Consider the following 16,590-nt stretch of genomic DNA (forward strand, 5'->3'; position numbering starts at 1 on the left):
CGACGCGGGGCGGGACCGGCGGCCGTCACCGAGGCCGCACGCGGTTCTCGCCCGGGCTCAGCCGTAGGTGTCGCCGGGGCCCTTGCTGCCGGGGGCGCGCAGCGATCCGTACCGCCGCGGGCCGGTGCCGGGGCCCTGGACCTTGATCAGCCGTACGGTGCCGTGGCCGAGGTCCTCGTTCAGGCGGGCGACCAGCTGGGGGGCGAGCAGGCGCAGCTGGGTGGCCCAGGCCGTGGAGTCGCAGCGCACGGTCAGCACGCGGTCGGTGGCCGGGTCGCCTGCGTCGTCCTGGTAGCTCACCGGGACGCAGTGCCGGGCGAGGTCGGGGCCGACGATCTGCGGCCAGCGGCCCATCACCCCGCCGACCGCCGCCGGGGTCTCCCAGCCGCGCTCGGTGATCAGCCGGTTGATCGCGGCGCCGAGCGGCAGCGGGTCGCGGCCGTCCGCGCGGGCGCCCGAGCGCAGTCCGCCACCGCGGCGGGCCTGCTTCTTCTGCCGGGCGGCGTCCCCGCGGGCCCGCGCCTGCTCCTTGGCCGCGCGCAGGGCGACCCGGGCGAGGTCGACGCCGCTGGGTTCGCCGGTGCCCGCGGGCGCGGCTTCGGTGGCGGGGGTGTCCGCCGGTGCGGGCGGGGTGCCCGATCCGGGCGAGGTGTCCGGCGCGGCCCGGTTGCCCGGCGCGGCCGGGGCGCCGTCGCGGCGGGGCGCGCGGCCGCCGGTCCCGTCCGCGGGGGCGTCCTCGCCGGGGCCGCCGCCGAGGCGCTGCTGCCCGCTCGGCCCGGGGCGCCGCCCGCCGCCGCTCATCCGGCCGTCACCTCGCCCTCGCCGACCCGGAACCGGGCCCCGCGCAGCACCTCGGGGACGTCCTCGTCCACCGCCGCGGTCACCAGGACCTGCTCGCCGGGGGCGACCAGCTCGGCGAGGCGGTCCCGGCGCCGGGAGTCCAGCTCCGCGAAGACGTCGTCCAGGATGAGCACCGGCTCCCCCGCCCGGCGCCCGCCCTGTGCCGGTGTCTCCTCGGCGTACGGGCTCTCGGCGCGCAGCAGGTCGTACGAGGCCAGCCGCAGCGCCAGCGCGTACGACCAGGACTCGCCGTGGCTCGCGTACCCCTTGGCGGGCATCCGGCCGAGCTTGAGCACCAGGTCGTCGCGGTGCGGGCCGACCAGGGTGACGCCGCGCTCGACCTCCTGGGTGCGCACCTCGGCCAGGGCGGCGAGGAGCTGCTCGTACAGCTCCTCGCGGCGGTGCGCCTCACCGGGGGCGGAGGGCTTGTACTCCAGGGCCAACGGGCCGCCGCCGGGGGCGAGTTGCTCGTAGGCCTTGTCGGCGAGCGGCTGGAGGGCGTCGATCAGGGAGAACCGCTGGGCGAGCAGCTCGGCGCCGGCCCGGGCCAGGTGCTGGTCCCAGACGTCCAGGGTGGACAGGTCCATCGTGCGGCCCGCGTGGCGGCGGGCGAGCGCGGCGGACTTCAGCAGGGTGTTGCGCTGCTTGAGCACCCGGTCGTAGTCGGCGCGCACCCCGGCCATCCGCGGGGAGCGGGCGGTGACCAGCTCGTCGAGGAAGCGGCGGCGCTCGGTGGGATCGCCCTTGACCAGCGCCAGGTCCTCCGGCGCGAAGAGCACGGTGCGCAGGATGCCGAGCACGTCACGGGGCCTGACCGCCGAGGAGCGGTTGATCCGCGCCCGGTTGGCCTTGCCCGGGTTCAGCTCCAGCTCGACCAGCTGCTGCCGCTCGCCCTGGCGCACCGCGCCGCGGATCACCGCCCGCTCGGCGCCCATGCGCACCAGGGGGGCGTCCGAGGAGACCCGGTGGCTGGAGAGGGTGGCGAGATAGCCGACCGCCTCCACCAGATTGGTCTTGCCCTGGCCGTTGGGCCCCACGAACGCGGTGACGCCCGGGTCGAGTGCTACCTCGGCCCGGGCGTACGAGCGGAAGTCGGCCAGCGACAGATGAGTGACATGCACGGCCGTGCACCGACCTCCCCCAGGGTGTGGATTACTTCTGGCTCTTCTCGACGGCGTGCCCGCCGAACTGGTTGCGCAGCGCCGCGATCATCTTCATCTGCGGCGAGTCCTCCTGGCGGGAGGCGAAGCGGGCGAACAGCGAGGCGGTGATCGCGGGCAGCGGCACGGCGTTGTCGATGGCGGCCTCCACGGTCCAGCGGCCCTCGCCGGAGTCCTGTGCATAACCGCGCAGCTGCTCCAGGTGCTCGTCGTCGTCGAGGGCGTTGACGGCGAGGTCGAGCAGCCAGGAGCGGATGACCGTGCCCTGCTGCCAGGAGCGGAAGACCTCGCGCACGTCGGTGACCGAGTCCACCGCCTCCAGCAGCTCCCAGCCCTCGGCGTAGGCCTGCATCATGGCGTACTCGATGCCGTTGTGGACCATCTTCGCGAAGTGGCCGGCGCCGACCTTGCCCGCGTGCACGGAGCCGAAGTCGCCCTCCGGCTTGAGGGCGTCGAAGACCGGCTGCACCTTGGCGACGTTCTCCTTGTCGCCGCCGTACATCAGCGCGTAGCCGTTCTCCAGGCCCCAGACGCCGCCGGAGACGCCGCAGTCCACGAAGCCGATGCCCTTGGCCGCCAGCTCCTCGGCGTGCTTCTCGTCGTCGCTCCAGCGGGAGTTGCCGCCGTCGACGACGACATCGCCCGGTTCGAGGAGTTCGCCGAGGGTGTCGATGGTGGACTGGGTCGCGTCACCGGCCGGGACCATCACCCAGACCACCCGCGGGCCGCTGAGCCGCCCGACCAGCTCCTGGAGGGTGCTGACGTCCGCGAGATCGGGGTTGCGGTCGTATCCGATGACGGTGTGGCCTGCGCGGCGGATGCGCTCGCGCATATTGCCGCCCATCTTGCCGAGGCCGACGAGACCGAGCTCCATCAATGATCCTTAAGTAGCGTCCGGTGGGCGGGCACGGGCCGTGCCCAGACCGAGCCTAAACCCGCGCCGCCGTGCACACCTGTGGGCTCAGCCGCTCAGGCGTCACCCCGCTCACCTGCGGTGTTGTCCGCTCAGCCGGACAGCCGCACCGGCATGATCAGGTACTTGTACGCCTCGTCCGCCTCCGCGTCCAGGGCGGGCTTGCCGCTCAGCAGGGCGGGCTTGGTGGAGGTGGTGAAGGAGAGCTGGGCCACCGGGGAGTCGATGGCGCTGAGGCCGTCGAGCAGGAAGGTCGGGTTGAAGGCGATCGAGATGTCGTCGCCCTCCAGCTGCGCGTCGACCCTTTCCACAGCCTGTGCGTCGTCGCTGGAGCCGGCCTCCAGGATCAGCACGCCCTGCTCGAAGCTGAGCCGCACCGGGGTGTTGCGCTCGGCGACCAGGGCCACGCGCTTGACGGCCTCCACGAAGGGGGCGGTCTCGATCACGGCCACCGAGTTGAACTCGGTCGGGAAGAGCGTGCGGTACTTCGGCAGGTCGCCTTCGAGCAGCCGGGTGGTGGTACGGCGGCCCGCGCCCTCGAAGCCGATCAGGCCCTCGCCCGCGCCGGAGCCGGACAGGGCGATGGTCACGCTGTCGCCGCTGGTCAGCGCCTTGGCGGTGTCCTGGAGGGTCTTGGCGGGCACCAGGGCGACCGCGGAGATCTCCGCGGACTCCGGCTTCCACAGGAACTCGCGGACCGCGAAGCGGTAGCGGTCGGTGGAGGCGAGGGTCACGGTGTCGCCCTCGATCTCGATACGCACACCGGTGAGCACCGGGAGGGTGTCGTCCCGGCCCGCGGCGATGGCGACCTGGTTGGCGGCGGCGGCGAAGACCTCACCGGGGACGGTGCCGGTGGCGGTGGGCATCTGCGGCAGGGCCGGGTACTCCTCCACAGGCAGGGTGTGGAGGGTGAAGCGGGAGGAGCCGCAGACCACGGTGGCCCGTACACCGTCTGTGGAGATCTCCACCGGGCGGTTGGGCAGGGCCCGGCAGATGTCGGCGAGCAGGCGGCCGGAGACGAGGACCGTGCCGTCCTCCTCGACCTCGGCGTCGACGGAGACGCGGGCCGAGACCTCGTAGTCGAAGCTCGACAGGCTCAGGGCGCCGTCCTCGGCCTTCAGCAGCAGGCCCGCCAGTACCGGCGCCGGAGGCCGGGCCGGGAGGCTGCGCGCCGCCCAGGCAACTGCCTCCGCGAGTACATCGCGTTCCACCCGGATCTTCACCGTAAGCCGCCTCCTGCTGTCGCCTGGCTGCTCTCGCCCTGCTGGTCTGACTGATCTGTCTGGTCGGTCTGCCTGGTCGGTCTGCTCCGCGTCCCGGGCTCCGGGGGCCTCTCGGCTTCCGGGAGTCAGTGCGACGCGGTGTCCTCCGTCCCACCGAGGGGAAGGTGACCGGGGACCAGTCTGACGTACCGCGCTGACACTCGGCGCCTCTCGGGGTCAAGTCGTACCGGGCGGCAGTTCGGCGCCGGACCGCGAGTTGTGCACAGCCCCCACTTCGAAACCAATTCCCCGGTCTAACTAGGTGGGGGTAGTAGTAGGGGCTGTGGAAACCGTGGATAACCGCGTTTTCGCAGGTCAGCACGGAAATTTTGTCCACTGTGCCTGTGGGCGGAGCCGGTGGACAACCGGCCGTCGCTGTGGACGGGGGAAAGTTCTGCACACCCGATGCACAGGCAAGGGGTGGTTCTCCCCAGCGGCGTCCCCAGCTTTACCCAGGTTCCCCACAGCCCAATCGGTCAGCTTCGTGTGACGCCTTTCACTCCAAGCGGTGAGAGGGCGTGCCTCGTTGCCGAACAGTGGACGGCGATGTGGAGAAGGTACGGCAAGCTGGGGACAACGGCCCCCGGCCTGTGGGCGGGCGGTGGACAACCGTACCCACAGGCTGTGCACAAGCCGCGCGTCCACAAGGTGTGGAGAAGCTTCGTCCACCAATCCACAGGCGGCTGAGCTGGTCTGATGGATCATCGACCGGGCCTCCTGTGGACGCCCTTGGGACAACTTCCCCCTCCCCAGGGTGTGGACGGGAAAAAGTCCCCGAATCTGTGGAGAAGCAGCGCCGCAGTGGAGGGAATCGAACAGCCGCCTCCCGAACCGGCGCGCGAGAAGCCGCGCGATCCCGTACGAGGAAGGTTTGAGAAGCCGCGGAACGGGGTCGCGGACCGCCCCCGGGACGTCCGGCGGGTGCGGTGCGCGTCCCCGGAGGACGCCGCTGGGGCAAGCGAGAACCCCCGGCGCGGGGCCGGGGGTTCACGGTGAGGCGCGGGCGGAGCGGGCCTGGCGGCCCCTCAGCCGTTCTTGATGCGGTTGGTCAGCTCGGTGACCTGGTTGTAGATGGAGCGGCGCTCCGCCATCAGCGCCCGGATCTTGCGGTCCGCGTGCATCACGGTGGTGTGGTCGCGCCCGCCGAACTGCGCGCCGATCTTCGGCAGCGAGAGGTCGGTCAGCTCGCGGCACAGATACATCGCGATCTGCCGGGCGGTCACCAGGACCCGGCTGCGCGAGGAGCCGCACAGGTCGTCCACGGTCAGGCCGAAGTAGTCGGCGGTCGCCGCCATGATCGCGGTGGCCGTGATCTCGGGGGCGGCGTCCTCACCGCCGGGGATCAGGTCCTTGAGGACGATCTCGGTCAGGCCGAGGTCCACCGGCTGCCGGTTGAGCGAGGCGAAGGCGGTCACCCGGATCAGGGCGCCCTCCAGCTCGCGGATATTGCGCGAGATCCGGGAGGCGATGAACTCCAGGACCTCCGGCGGGGCGTTGAGCTGCTCCTGCACCGCCTTCTTGCGCAGGATCGCGATCCGCGTCTCCAGCTCGGGCGGCTGCACATCGGTGATCAGCCCCCACTCGAAGCGGTTGCGCAACCGGTCCTCCAGGGTGACCAGTTGCTTGGGCGGCCGGTCCGAGGAGAGCACGATCTGCTTGTTCGCGTTGTGCAGCGTGTTGAAGGTGTGGAAGAACTCCTCCTGCGTCGACTCCTTGTCCGCGAGGAACTGGATGTCGTCGACGAGCAGGATGTCCATCTCCCGGTACCGCTTGCGGAAGCTGTCGCCCTTGCCGTCCCGGATCGAGTTGATGAACTCGTTGGTGAACTCCTCCGAGCTGACGTACCGCACCCGCGTCCCCGGATAGAGACTGCGCGCGTAGTGCCCGATCGCGTGCAGCAGGTGGGTCTTGCCGAGCCCCGACTCCCCGTAGATGAACAGCGGGTTGTACGCCTTCGCCGGTGCCTCGGCGACCGCGACCGCGGCCGCGTGGGCGAAGCGGTTCGAGGCGCCGATGACGAAGGTGTCGAAGAGGTACTTGGGGTTCAGCCGCGCGGTCGGCTCCCCGGGACCGGTCGCCGGGGCGGGTTTCGCCGCCAGCGGCCCGGGCGCACCACTGGAGGCGGGCAGCGAGGAGCCCACCGGCCCGCCCGCGTGCACATGCCCCCGCGAGGAGGGCGGCCCCCCGCGCGGACCGGGCCCGCCGCTCGGCGACTGCCCGCCCGGGTCCGGGGCGGAAGGGGGGCGCCGGTCCGGCAGCTCCCGCAGCTCCGGGCGCTCGTACTCCCCGCGGGACTTCTCGTATGCGCCGAGTTCGCCGCGGTCCCCGCGCTCGGCCGGGGCCCGCTCGCCGCGGTCCCCGCGCTCGAAGTCCATCCGCTGCTCGTACGGCAGCCGTTCGGCCTCGTACCCCGGGCGCTCGCCGCGCTCGCGCTCCCGCTCGTAGGGCGGCCGCTCGCTCTCGTAGCCGCCGCGCTCGGCGCCCCGGCGGTCCGCCGCGGGACGCTCCTGCTCGTATCCGGCGCGCTCGCTCTCGTACCCGGGCCGCTCACCGTCGTAAGGGCGCTCGCCCTCGTAGGAGGGGCGCTCCTTGTCATAGGGGCGGTCCTTCTCGTACGGGCGCTCCTGCTCGTAGGAGGAACGGTCCGCTTCGTAGCCGCCGCGGTCCTGCTCGTAGGACGGGCGCTCGGCGTCGTAGCCGCGTTCGCCGCCGCGGTAGTCGTGGCCCTGCTGCTGGGCGGCGGGGCCGGTGTAGGACTCGCGCTCGGGGAAGCCGAGGCGCTGCTGCTGCCAGCCATAGTCGTCCTGGCCGGTGCGCGGCCAGGCGCCCGGCTCGGGGCGCTGGTACTCGGAGGGGTACGCGGGGCGGGCGGTCGGCAGCGAGTCCGGGCGGGCCTCGCTGCGGGCGGCGGGCACCGAGTCGCCGCGGCCGTGCCCGGGGTGCTCCTCGCCCGACCTGCGGGCGTACCCCTCGTACGTCTCGCGGCCGGGGGCGGCGGAGGGCAGCTCCGGCTCCTCGTACCGCTGCTGCTGGCCGGGCAGTCCGGGGGCGGGCGCCTCGCCGGCGTTCTCGTCGACGGTGATGGCGATGCGGATGCGGCGGCCGTACTCCCTGCTGAGGGAGGAGCCGACGACGGGCGCGAGGCGGCCTTCGAGCACGCCCTTGGCGAATTCGTTCGGCACGGCGAGCAGTGCGGTGTCGGCGACCAGGCCGAGTGGCAGGCAGCGCCTGATCCACCGCTCGTCCTTCGCCTCGATCCCGTGGCCGCCCCCGTCGCCGATCCCGAGGAGCTGGTCGAGCACCCGTGGCCACACTGCGGCAAGATCGGCAGTTACGTCAGCCACAGGGCACGCTCTCTCGCTGGTCCCACGAAGGTGTGGTTCTGGGACGGTCGGTGAATGATTCGCCGGACGGACCCCCCTGAGACACGGGGCGCCCGCGCGGTGGCGGGCGAAGGGAACGAATCGGAGTCCAGCCACGGTAGTCAGGGCAACGGGTACGGTTCAAGTTGTTGTCCACAGCCTGTGCACAGTGTCCCCCGGGCGCCCGTCTTTCCCGGACTTTCGCCGGTCTTTCCCGGTCGTCCAGGAGCTGGTTTGACCCGGCGGCGCGGCCCCGCGTACCGTAACCAGGTCGAGTTGTCGATGGCTGCTGCCGCCTGCCTCCGATGGGCAAAAGGTCAAGGATCCCAGGTCACGCCGGGGATTCTCGACCGGGAAGCGGTGCACTCGGGCGTAAGCGAGCTACTCGTGGGCGCACGGTGACAGCCAATCGATCTCCCGCCATCCTTCGAATCATTACTGGAGCCCCCGAGTGAGCAAGCGCACCTTCCAGCCGAACAACCGTCGTCGCGCGAAGACCCACGGCTTCCGGCTGCGGATGCGCACCCGTGCCGGCCGCGCGATTCTCGCGTCCCGCCGCAGCAAGGGTCGCGCCCGTCTGTCCGCCTGATCATCCACAGGTCATGACGTCGTGCTGCCTACCGAGCATCGGCTGAGGCGGCGCGAGGACTTCGCGACCGCGGTACGCCGAGGACGCAGGGCCGGCCGGACACTTCTCGTCGTCCATGTCGCCCGTGAACGCAGTGGTGCCACGGACCCGCACGCACCGGGGGAGGATGCCTCTCCCACGCGTGCGGGTTTCGTCGTCAGCAAGGCGGTGGGCGGTGCCGTGGTCCGCACCAGGGTGAAGCGCAAGCTTCGCCATCTGATGCGCGACCGCCTCGGTCTGCTGCCCCCCGGTAGCCTGGTAGTCGTCAGAGCGCTGCCCGGTGCGGGGGACGCCGCATACGGCCAGCTGGCCCGAGACCTGGACGCCGCGATCACGAGGCTGCTGGGAGGGGGCGCGCGATGAAGTACCCACTGCTGGCACTGATCAAGATCTACCAGTGGACCATCAGCCCGCTGCTCGGGCCGGTCTGCAAGTACTACCCCTCGTGTTCCCACTACGGCTTCCAGGCCATCGACCGGCATGGCGCGGTCAAGGGAACGGCACTGACCGCCTGGCGCATCCTGCGGTGCAATCCGTGGTCCGCCGGTGGTGTCGATCATGTACCGCCGCGCAAGCGACCGCGCTGGCACGAGATGCTGCGCACTGCCTGGCGCGAACGCAAGGGCGGGCCTCCCGCCGCCGGCGCGCCGTCCGGGTGCCACCACGAGCCCCCGGGTCACGCCGCCGAGACCCCGTCCCATGCTCAAGGAGCCTGATTAGTGGACACGATTGCCAGTCTCTTCAGCTTCATCACCACACCGGTGTCCTGGGTCATCGTCCAGTTCCACAAGGTGTTCGGTGCGATCTTCGGTGAAGACACGGGCTGGGCCTGGGGCCTGTCCATCGTGTCCCTGGTGATCCTGATCCGTATCTGCCTGATCCCGCTCTTCGTGAAGCAGATCAAGGCGACCCGGGCGATGCAGACGCTGCAGCCCGAGATGAAGAAGATCCAGGAGCGCTACAAGAACGACAAGCAGCGTCAGTCCGAAGAGATGATGAAGCTGTACAAGGAGACGGGCACCAACCCGCTCTCCTCGTGCCTTCCCATCCTGGCGCAGTCGCCGTTCTTCTTCGCCCTGTACCACGTGCTCAGCAGCATCGCCTCGGGTGACACCATCGGCGTCATCGACCGGCCGCTGCTCGACAGCGCCCGGAACGCGCACATCTTCGGCGCCCCGCTCGCCGCGAAGTTCATGGACAGCGGAGACAAGGTCGCCGCGCTCGACGCCTCCCTGACCGATGTCCGCATCGTCACCGCGATCATGATCGTGATGATGTCGCTGTCGCAGTTCTACACGCAGCGCCAGCTGATGACGAAGAACGTCGACACCACCGTGAAGACGCCGTTCATGCAGCAGCAGAAGATGCTGATGTACGTCTTCCCCGTCATCTTCGCCGTCTTCGGCATCAACTTCCCCGTCGGCGTCCTCGTCTACTGGCTGACCACCAACGTGTGGACCATGGGCCAGCAGATGTACGTGATCCGCCAGAACCCCACCCCCGGCAGCAAGGCCCAGGCCTCCTACCTGGAGCGCCTGCTCAAGCACGTCACGCACGCCGAGAAGGTCCGCAGCCGCCGCGACCGCAACGCCATCAAGGCCATCGTCGCCAAGGGCCGCGACCGCAACGAGTTCGAGCGCAAGTTCATCAACGGGCTCAGCAAGGCCGGGCTCGCCGCCCAGACCGACGGCTCGGTCGACAAGAGCGAGTCGGGTGCCGTCGCCACCGAGACCGAGGACGGCGTCCAGGCCGGAGCGCCCAAGCGCCAGCAGCCCAAGCGCCAGTCCAAGGCGCAGCGGCAGTCCACCACCGGGGCGCCCAAGAGCACCGCGGAGAAGACCTCCCTGTCCAAGGACGAGGCCGACGAGCCGGAGGACACCCCACCGGCCAAGGGGTCCTCGGCACAGTCCCCGTCCGGGGGCGGCAAGTCCGCCTCCGGTAACGCCCGCCAAGCCAAGTCCGGACAGCGCAAGGGCCCGCAGCGTCCCAAGCACCCGTCCAAGAAGTAAGAAGGAGTCCATCCGTGACGGAAGGCACCATCTCCCCCGAAGCCGAGGGCGACACCCTGACCCGCCTCGAGCAGGAAGGCGAGATCGCGGCGGACTACCTGGAGGGTCTGCTGGACATCGCCGACCTCGACGGTGACATCGACATGGACGTGGAGGCCGACCGGGCCGCCGTGTCGATCATCAGCGACGCGGGTGGCCGGGATCTGCAGAAGCTCGTCGGACGGGACGGGGAGGTCCTCGAAGCCCTCCAGGAGCTGACCCGTCTCGCCGTGCACCGGGAGACCGGTGACCGCAGCCGCCTCATGCTCGACATCGCCGGGTTCCGCGCCAAGAAGCGCACCGAGCTCTCCGACCTCGGCGCCAAGGCCGCCGCCGATGTGAAGAGCTCGGGCGAGCCGGTGAAGCTGGAGCCGATGACCCCCTTCGAGCGCAAGGTCGTGCACGACGCGGTCAAGGCGGCGGGTCTGCGCAGCGAGTCCGAGGGCGAGGAGCCCCAGCGCTTCGTCGTCGTTCTGCCTGCCTGAGCGGCACCTCACGTTTTTCCGGCCCCGTCTGTGTGTGCAGACGGGGCCGCTCTTTGTCAGCCTGAGAGCCAGTACGCCCAGCGCGGGTGGCTCGGTATGGAAGGACGGTCCCGTGACGGAGGAAGCGGAGCTCCCCCCGGCGCCGGAGCAGGCCCGGAAGATCTTCGGTGAGCGCTACCAGGACGCGGTCCGGTACGCCGAGCTGCTCGCCGAGGCCGGTGTGCAGCGCGGGCTGATCGGTCCGCGCGAGGTGCCCAGACTCTGGGAGCGGCACCTGATGAACTGCGCCGTGCTCTCCGAGGTCGTCCCCGAGGGCGTGACCGTCTGCGATGTGGGCTCTGGTGCCGGGCTGCCCGGGATCCCGCTCGCCCTCGTCCGGCCCGACCTCAAGATCACCCTTCTTGAGCCCCTGCTCCGCCGGACCAACTTCCTCTCCGAGGTCGTCGAACTCCTGGGCCTCGATCATGTGACCGTGGTGCGCGGGCGCGCCGAGGAGGTCCTCGGCCAGCTCACCCCCGTCCATGTGGTCACCGCCCGCGCCGTCGCCCCGCTGGACCGCCTCGCGGCCTGGGGAGTGCCCCTGCTGCGCCCCTACGGGGAGATGCTCGCTCTCAAGGGGGACGCGGCGCACGAGGAGGTCAAGGCGGCCGGGGCGGCGCTCAGCAAGCTGGGGGCCCAGGACGTCTCGATCGTCCAGGTCGGCGAGGGCCTGGTCGATCCGCTGTCCACGGTCGTACGTGTCCAGGTCGGCGAGAGCCCCGGTGGCGTGCGCTTCGCGGCCAAGCGCGCCAAGGCCGCACGAACGGAACGTACCCGCCGGCGCCGCTGAGGGGACAGGCTGAGGGGACAGGGGTCGCGGCTGAACTGAGCCGACGGCCGCCCGTACCGGAGACAGCCGCCCGTACATGAGACATACGCATGGGCCGACAACTCAGCCGTCTCGCCGAGTTGACCGCCCCCGCCGGGTACACCGGAGCCCCTTGACCGGAGTGTCGGTAATGTCCGCGCCGGGTGCGAGCGACATCGTGTTTCACGTGAAACGTCGTTCGCTCTTGCATGGCATCATCAATCGCGGCCGCACGGCGGCCGCACCCCGTGACCGTCGGTCCCAGAGTGCTCTCGGGTCCCCCAGAAGGGGGGCGGAGTTTTCCACAGAGCCGGATTTCTCCACAGAAGACCGGGGCTCGCTGGTTCCTGACCCCGAAGGCATGGGAGGCTCTGTTCATTGCGAGCCTGTAGTCGAGGAGAGTGAATCCTTGCGGTCCGACGCCAACATCGCGGGACCGATGACCGATCCGGTCCCCGGTCCCCGCACCGAGACGGCGGGGGAGGATGTTTCACGTGAAACACCGGCCCCGATGGATGACACCCCAATCGGTCGTGCTGCCCAACTTGCTGTCGAGGCGCTGGGTCGTGCGGGCGAGGGACTGCCACGGCCGGAGGAGACTCGGGTCATGGTGGTCGCCAACCAGAAGGGCGGGGTGGGGAAGACGACCACCACCGTCAATTTGGCGGCCTCCCTTGCTCTCCACGGCGGCCGGGTGCTGGTGATCGACCTCGACCCGCAGGGGAACGCCTCGACGGCGCTGGGGATCGACCACCACGCCGAAGTGCCCTCCATCTACGACGTCCTGGTGGAGAGCAAGCCGCTCTCCGAGGTCGTACAGCCGGTCCCGGATGTCGAAGGGCTCTTCTGTGCCCCGGCCACCATCGATCTCGCCGGTGCGGAGATCGAGTTGGTGTCCCTGGTGGCGCGGGAGAGCAGGCTCCAGAAGGCGATCGACGCCTACGAGCAGCCGCTGGACTACGTCCTCATCGACTGCCCGCCTTCCCTCGGTCTGCTGACCGTCAACGCCCTGGTGGCCGGTGCGGAGGTCCTCATCCCCATCCAGTGCGAGTATTACGCGCTGGAGGGGCTGGGCCAGCTGCTCCGCAATGTCGAGTTGGTACGGGGCCACCTCAACCCGAGCCTGCATGTCTCGACGATTCTGCTCACCATGTACGACGGGCGGACCCGACTCGCCTCGCAGGTCGCCGACGAGGTACGCAATCACTTCGGCGAGGAGGTGCTGCGGACCAGCATCCCGCGTTCGGTCCGCATCTCTGAGGCGCCGAGCTACGGGCAGACCGTGCTGACGTACGATCCCGGCTCCAGCGGTGCGCTCTCCTATCTTGAGGCGGCGCGTGAACTGGCCCTGCGCGGGGTGGGCATCCGGTACGACGAGCACCAGGGCTATGTGAGCCCGCAGAACGACCAGCAGAGCACGGCGGAGGGGATCCAGTGAGCGAGCGTAGGAGGGGACTGGGGCGGGGCTTGGGCGCACTGATCCCCGCGGCCCCGACACCACCGGAGAAGCCCGCCTCGGCGGCGGGGGAGGACGGCAGCACGCCCGCTCCCACCACGGTCCCCGTACTGACCGCGGAGCGAGGAGTCGCCGCGGCGAAGGTGGCCTCACTCCCCCAGGGAACGGTCTCACCCGAGAACGAGGAACCGGCGGCCCCGGCAGCAGCGGACGCGGAGGAGTGGAAGAGCCCCGCGGGGGTGCACTTCGCCGAGATCCCGATCGACGCCATCACCCCGAACCCGCGGCAGCCCCGTGAGGTCTTCGACGAGGACGCCCTCGCCGAACTCGTCACCTCCATCAAGGAGGTCGGCCTCCTCCAGCCGGTCGTCGTACGGCAGTTGGGCACCGGTCGCTACGAGCTCATCATGGGTGAGCGTCGCTGGCGTGCCTGCCGCGAGGCCGGGCTGGAGAACATCCCGGCCATCGTCCGCGCCACGGACGACGAGAAGCTGCTCCTGGACGCCCTGCTGGAGAACCTCCACCGGGCCCAGCTGAACCCGCTGGAAGAGGCGGCCGCCTACGACCAGTTGCTCAAGGACTTCAACTGCACCCATGACCAGCTCGCCGACCGCATCGGCCGCTCCCGTCCGCAGGTCTCCAACACCCTCCGTCTGCTGAAGCTGTCGCCGGCGGTGCAGCGGCGGGTGGCCGCGGGTGTCCTCTCCGCGGGGCATGCCCGCGCCCTGCTCTCCGTGGAGGATTCGGAGGAGCAGGACAGGCTGGCGCACCGCATTGTCGCCGAGGGGCTCTCGGTCCGTGCGGTCGAGGAGATCGTGACGCTGATGGGCTCCCGCCCGCAGAGCGCACCCCGGGCCAAGGGCCCGCGGGCCGGCGCCCGGGTCTCCCCGGCGCTGACGCATCTGGCCTCCCGGCTCTCGGACCGCTTCGAGACCCGGGTGAAGGTGGACCTCGGTCAGAAGAAGGGCAAGATCGTCGTCGAGTTCGCCTCGATAGACGATCTGGAGCGCATCCTCGGCACGCTCGCCCCCGGCGAGGGCCCGGTGATGCAGTCATCGCCCGCCGAGGAGGACGACACGGAGGGCGCGGAGGGCGAGGACGAGAGCTGAGTCCGCCTCGCGGACGAGCACCCCGCAACACGGGTGCGCAGAGCGGGTCGTGTCCGGTGTGTGCCGGAAAACGGCCCGCTCTTTGCTTTACGGCGGTTTCGAGGCAATCGCTTCCTCGCTACGATGCGGAGAAGTACGGCGCATCCGACTGTTGGTACCGCAGAGGGAGGCGGCGCCATGCCCACGGCGAGCCGCACGGGACTGGTCGCAGTGGCCCTCGGCCTGGGCGCGGTCGGCGGATTTCTCGGGAGTCTGCTCAGGGAGCAGAGCGCTCTGAGCGCCGCCCGGGAGTGCGTCGGCGAGGAAAGTGAGGAAGTGCCTCCATGGGGCGTCGACTCGTACCGCTCACGCTGGACAATCTCTCGGATCTCCCCAGCCGCTGCCGTGCGTGCGTTTACTGGGAGCTCGATCCCGTCAGCGGGCAGGACGCGGTAAAGGCGGGTACCCCGCACCTCGAAAAGGAGGCCTGGATCTCCGCGGTCCTCCTGGACTGGGGATCCTGCGGCCGGGTGGTGTACGTCGACGAGGAGCCGGTGGGCTTTGTGCTCTACGCTCCCCCTGCCTATGTCCCCCGGGCCATGGCCTTTCCCACCAGCCCGGTCTCTCCGGACGCCGTGCAGCTGATGACCTCCTGGATCGCTCCGGGCTTCCAGGGGCAGGGGCTGGGACGGGTGATCGTTCAGACGGTGGCCAAGGATCTGCTGCGCCGAGGCTTCAAGGCCATCGAGGCCTTCGGGGACGCCCGTTGGGAGGGCCCCGCCTGTCTGCTGCCCGCCGACCATCTCCTCTCCGTCGGCTTCAAGACGGTACGGCCGCATCCCTCGTACCCGCGTCTTCGCCTGGAGCTGCGTTCCACGCTCTCCTGGAAGGAGGACGTGGAGATGGCGATCGACCGCCTCCTCGGCGCCGTCCAGAAGGAGCCCGCGCTCCGCCCGCTGTGAGGCTGCTCGCCGTCAGCCAGGAGCGGCCAGACCTCGGACAGCAGAACGGGCCGGTCCCGAAGGACCGGCCCGTCGCATGTTTCACGTGAAACAGTGCCGCGTACTGCTCGACCTCACTCGGCGATGAAGTCCTCGAGGTCGCGGATGAGCGCGGCCTTGGGCTTGGCGCCGACGATGGTCTTGGCGACCTCGCCGCCCTGGTAGACGCTGAGGGTCGGGATGGACATGACCCCGTAGCGCGCGGCCGTGTTGGGGTTCTCGTCGATGTTGAGCTTGACGATCTCGATCTTGTCCCCGTGCTCGGCGGCGATGGCCTCGAGGGAGGGGGCGATCTGGCGGCAGGGTCCGCACCAGGCGGCCCAGAAGTCCACCAGTACGGGCTTCTCGTTCTTGAGTACGTCCTGCTCGAAGGTCTCGTCGGTGACGACCTTGAGGTTGCCGGCCACGGCGGGCTCCTTAGGTGTTGTGCGGCGGGGGTGTGCGAGGTGGATCAGACGGCGGCTGCGGCCACGGCGGCCTCGCCGTCGGTGAGCGCGGCGAGGTAGCGCTCCGCGTCCAGGGCGGCCGAGCAGCCGGTACCGGCCGCGGTGATCGCCTGGCGGTAGGTGTGGTCCACGACGTCTCCGGCGCCGAAGACGCCGGTGAGGTTCGTACGGGTGGACGGGGACTGGACCACGAGGTAGCCCTCGTCGTCGAGGTCGAGCTGGCCCTTGAAGAGTTCGGTGCGCGGGTCGTGGCCGATCGCGATGAACAGGCCGGTCACCGGGAGCGCGGAGGTCTCGCCGGTCTTGACGTTGCGGAGCGTCAGGCCGGAGAGCTTCTGGTCGCCCTGGACCTCGGCCACCTCGCTGTCCCAGATGAAGGAGATCTTCGGATCGGCGAAGGCCCGCTCCTGCATCGCCTTGGACGCCCGGAGCGAGTCACGGCGGTGCACGATCGTCACGGACTTGGCGAAGCGGGAGAGGAAGGTCGCCTCCTCCATGGCCGTGTCACCGCCGCCGATGACGGCGATGTCCTGGTCGCGGAAGAAGAAGCCGTCACAGGTGGCGCACCAGGAGACGCCGCGTCCGGAGAGCGCGTCCTCCTTCGGCAGGCCGAGCTTGCGGTGCTGGCTACCGGTCGCCACGATGACGGCCTTTGCCTGGTGGACCGTGCCCACGGTGTCGGTGACGGTCTTGATCTCGCCGGAGAGGTCGACCGAGACGATGTCGTCGGCCACCAGCTCGGCGCCGAAGCGCTCGGCCTGGGCACGCATCCCGTCCATGAGGTCGGGGCCCATGATGCCGTCCTGGAAGCCGGGGAAGTTCTCCACCTCGGTGGTGTTCATGAGCGCACCACCAGCGGTGACGGCGCCCTCGAACACCAGCGGCTTGAGCGAGGCGCGCGCGGTGTACAGCGCTGCCGTGTAGCCGGCAGGCCCGGAGCCGATGATGATCACGTTACGAACGTCGGTCACGGCTTGATTCCTTGTCTCTGGCGACTGCGTACTCCCGGCGGGATCCTTGAGTCCTCCCACCCGACCCAACGGATCCTACGGGG

The 16,590-nt window shown here is 70.3% G+C and carries 15 protein-coding genes and 1 pseudogene; 9 read left to right on the forward strand and 7 right to left on the reverse strand.

Annotated elements, in window-relative coordinates:
* Positions 1-57 precede the first annotated feature (57 nt).
* From MID12_RS15780 to dnaA, 5 genes and pseudogenes are all read right to left on the reverse strand, one after another.
* Entirely contained in the window at positions 58-801 is a 744-nt protein-coding gene (locus MID12_RS15780; protein ID WP_263167951.1) for a DUF721 domain-containing protein, read from the reverse strand.
* Complete coding sequence (gene recF / locus MID12_RS15785) at positions 798-1,961, reverse strand: DNA replication/repair protein RecF (protein WP_263167953.1); 1,164 nt, start codon at positions 1,959-1,961, stop codon at positions 798-800. Before recF ends, MID12_RS15780 begins: the two co-directional genes overlap by 4 nt.
* A gap of 31 nt (positions 1,962-1,992) precedes the next feature.
* Positions 1,993-2,874 (reverse strand): phosphogluconate dehydrogenase (NAD(+)-dependent, decarboxylating), encoded by an 882-nt coding sequence (gene gnd / locus MID12_RS15790; protein ID WP_040251218.1) that lies wholly within the window; start codon positions 2,872-2,874, stop codon positions 1,993-1,995.
* Between the two features lie 131 nt (positions 2,875-3,005).
* Positions 3,006-4,136, reverse strand: coding sequence for a DNA polymerase III subunit beta (gene dnaN, locus MID12_RS15795; protein ID WP_040251221.1), 1,131 nt, complete (start codon positions 4,134-4,136; stop codon positions 3,006-3,008).
* Between the two features lie 1,064 nt (positions 4,137-5,200).
* Positions 5,201-6,805: pseudogene (gene dnaA / locus MID12_RS15800) on the reverse strand (chromosomal replication initiator protein DnaA); the annotation flags it as partial.
* 1,183 nt (positions 6,806-7,988) lie between these two features.
* Between dnaA and rpmH the strand changes: the two are divergent.
* From rpmH to MID12_RS15845, 9 genes are all read left to right on the forward strand, one after another.
* Positions 7,989-8,126, forward strand: coding sequence for a 50S ribosomal protein L34 (gene rpmH, locus MID12_RS15805; protein WP_003956500.1), 138 nt, complete (start codon positions 7,989-7,991; stop codon positions 8,124-8,126).
* A gap of 21 nt (positions 8,127-8,147) precedes the next feature.
* A complete protein-coding gene (gene rnpA, locus MID12_RS15810; RefSeq protein ID WP_263167967.1) occupies positions 8,148-8,528 on the forward strand; it encodes a ribonuclease P protein component in 381 nt (126 codons plus the stop codon).
* Complete coding sequence (yidD, locus tag MID12_RS15815) at positions 8,525-8,881, forward strand: membrane protein insertion efficiency factor YidD (protein WP_040251248.1); 357 nt, start codon at positions 8,525-8,527, stop codon at positions 8,879-8,881. The genes rnpA and yidD overlap by 4 nt, the downstream gene beginning before the upstream one ends.
* Before the next feature lie 3 nt (positions 8,882-8,884).
* Positions 8,885-10,174 carry a membrane protein insertase YidC gene (yidC, locus tag MID12_RS15820; RefSeq protein WP_040251251.1) on the forward strand — a complete coding sequence of 430 codons (1,290 nt, stop codon included), beginning with the start codon at positions 8,885-8,887 and terminating at the stop codon, positions 10,172-10,174.
* A gap of 14 nt (positions 10,175-10,188) precedes the next feature.
* Positions 10,189-10,698, forward strand: coding sequence for a protein jag (locus MID12_RS15825; protein WP_040251254.1), 510 nt, complete (start codon positions 10,189-10,191; stop codon positions 10,696-10,698).
* A gap of 112 nt (positions 10,699-10,810) precedes the next feature.
* On the forward strand, positions 10,811-11,527 hold the full coding sequence (gene rsmG / locus MID12_RS15830; RefSeq protein WP_040251257.1) for a 16S rRNA (guanine(527)-N(7))-methyltransferase RsmG: 717 nt from the start codon (positions 10,811-10,813) through the stop codon (positions 11,525-11,527).
* 379 nt (positions 11,528-11,906) lie between these two features.
* A complete protein-coding gene (locus MID12_RS15835) occupies positions 11,907-12,983 on the forward strand; it encodes a ParA family protein (RefSeq protein WP_078845005.1) in 1,077 nt (358 codons plus the stop codon).
* Positions 12,980-14,110 carry a ParB/RepB/Spo0J family partition protein gene (locus MID12_RS15840; RefSeq protein WP_263167968.1) on the forward strand — a complete coding sequence of 377 codons (1,131 nt, stop codon included), beginning with the start codon at positions 12,980-12,982 and terminating at the stop codon, positions 14,108-14,110. The genes MID12_RS15835 and MID12_RS15840 overlap by 4 nt, the downstream gene beginning before the upstream one ends.
* A 323-nt stretch (positions 14,111-14,433) precedes the next feature.
* Positions 14,434-15,051, forward strand: a complete 618-nt coding sequence (locus MID12_RS15845; RefSeq protein WP_040251261.1) for a GNAT family N-acetyltransferase — start codon at positions 14,434-14,436, stop codon at positions 15,049-15,051.
* 113 nt (positions 15,052-15,164) lie between these two features.
* On the opposite strand, the gene trxA is transcribed toward MID12_RS15845, so the two are convergent.
* Together trxA and trxB are read right to left on the reverse strand one after the other, a co-directional pair.
* Positions 15,165-15,497, reverse strand: coding sequence for a thioredoxin (gene trxA / locus MID12_RS15850; protein ID WP_040251263.1), 333 nt, complete (start codon positions 15,495-15,497; stop codon positions 15,165-15,167).
* 44 nt (positions 15,498-15,541) lie between these two features.
* On the reverse strand, positions 15,542-16,507 hold the full coding sequence (gene trxB, locus MID12_RS15855) for a thioredoxin-disulfide reductase (RefSeq protein ID WP_040251265.1): 966 nt from the start codon (positions 16,505-16,507) through the stop codon (positions 15,542-15,544).
* Between the last annotated feature and the right edge of the window lie 83 nt (positions 16,508-16,590).

The sequence above is a fragment of the Streptomyces sp. SCSIO ZS0520 genome, assembly GCF_025643355.1.
In the GTDB taxonomy this organism is placed as follows: domain Bacteria; phylum Actinomycetota; class Actinomycetes; order Streptomycetales; family Streptomycetaceae; genus Streptomyces; species Streptomyces physcomitrii.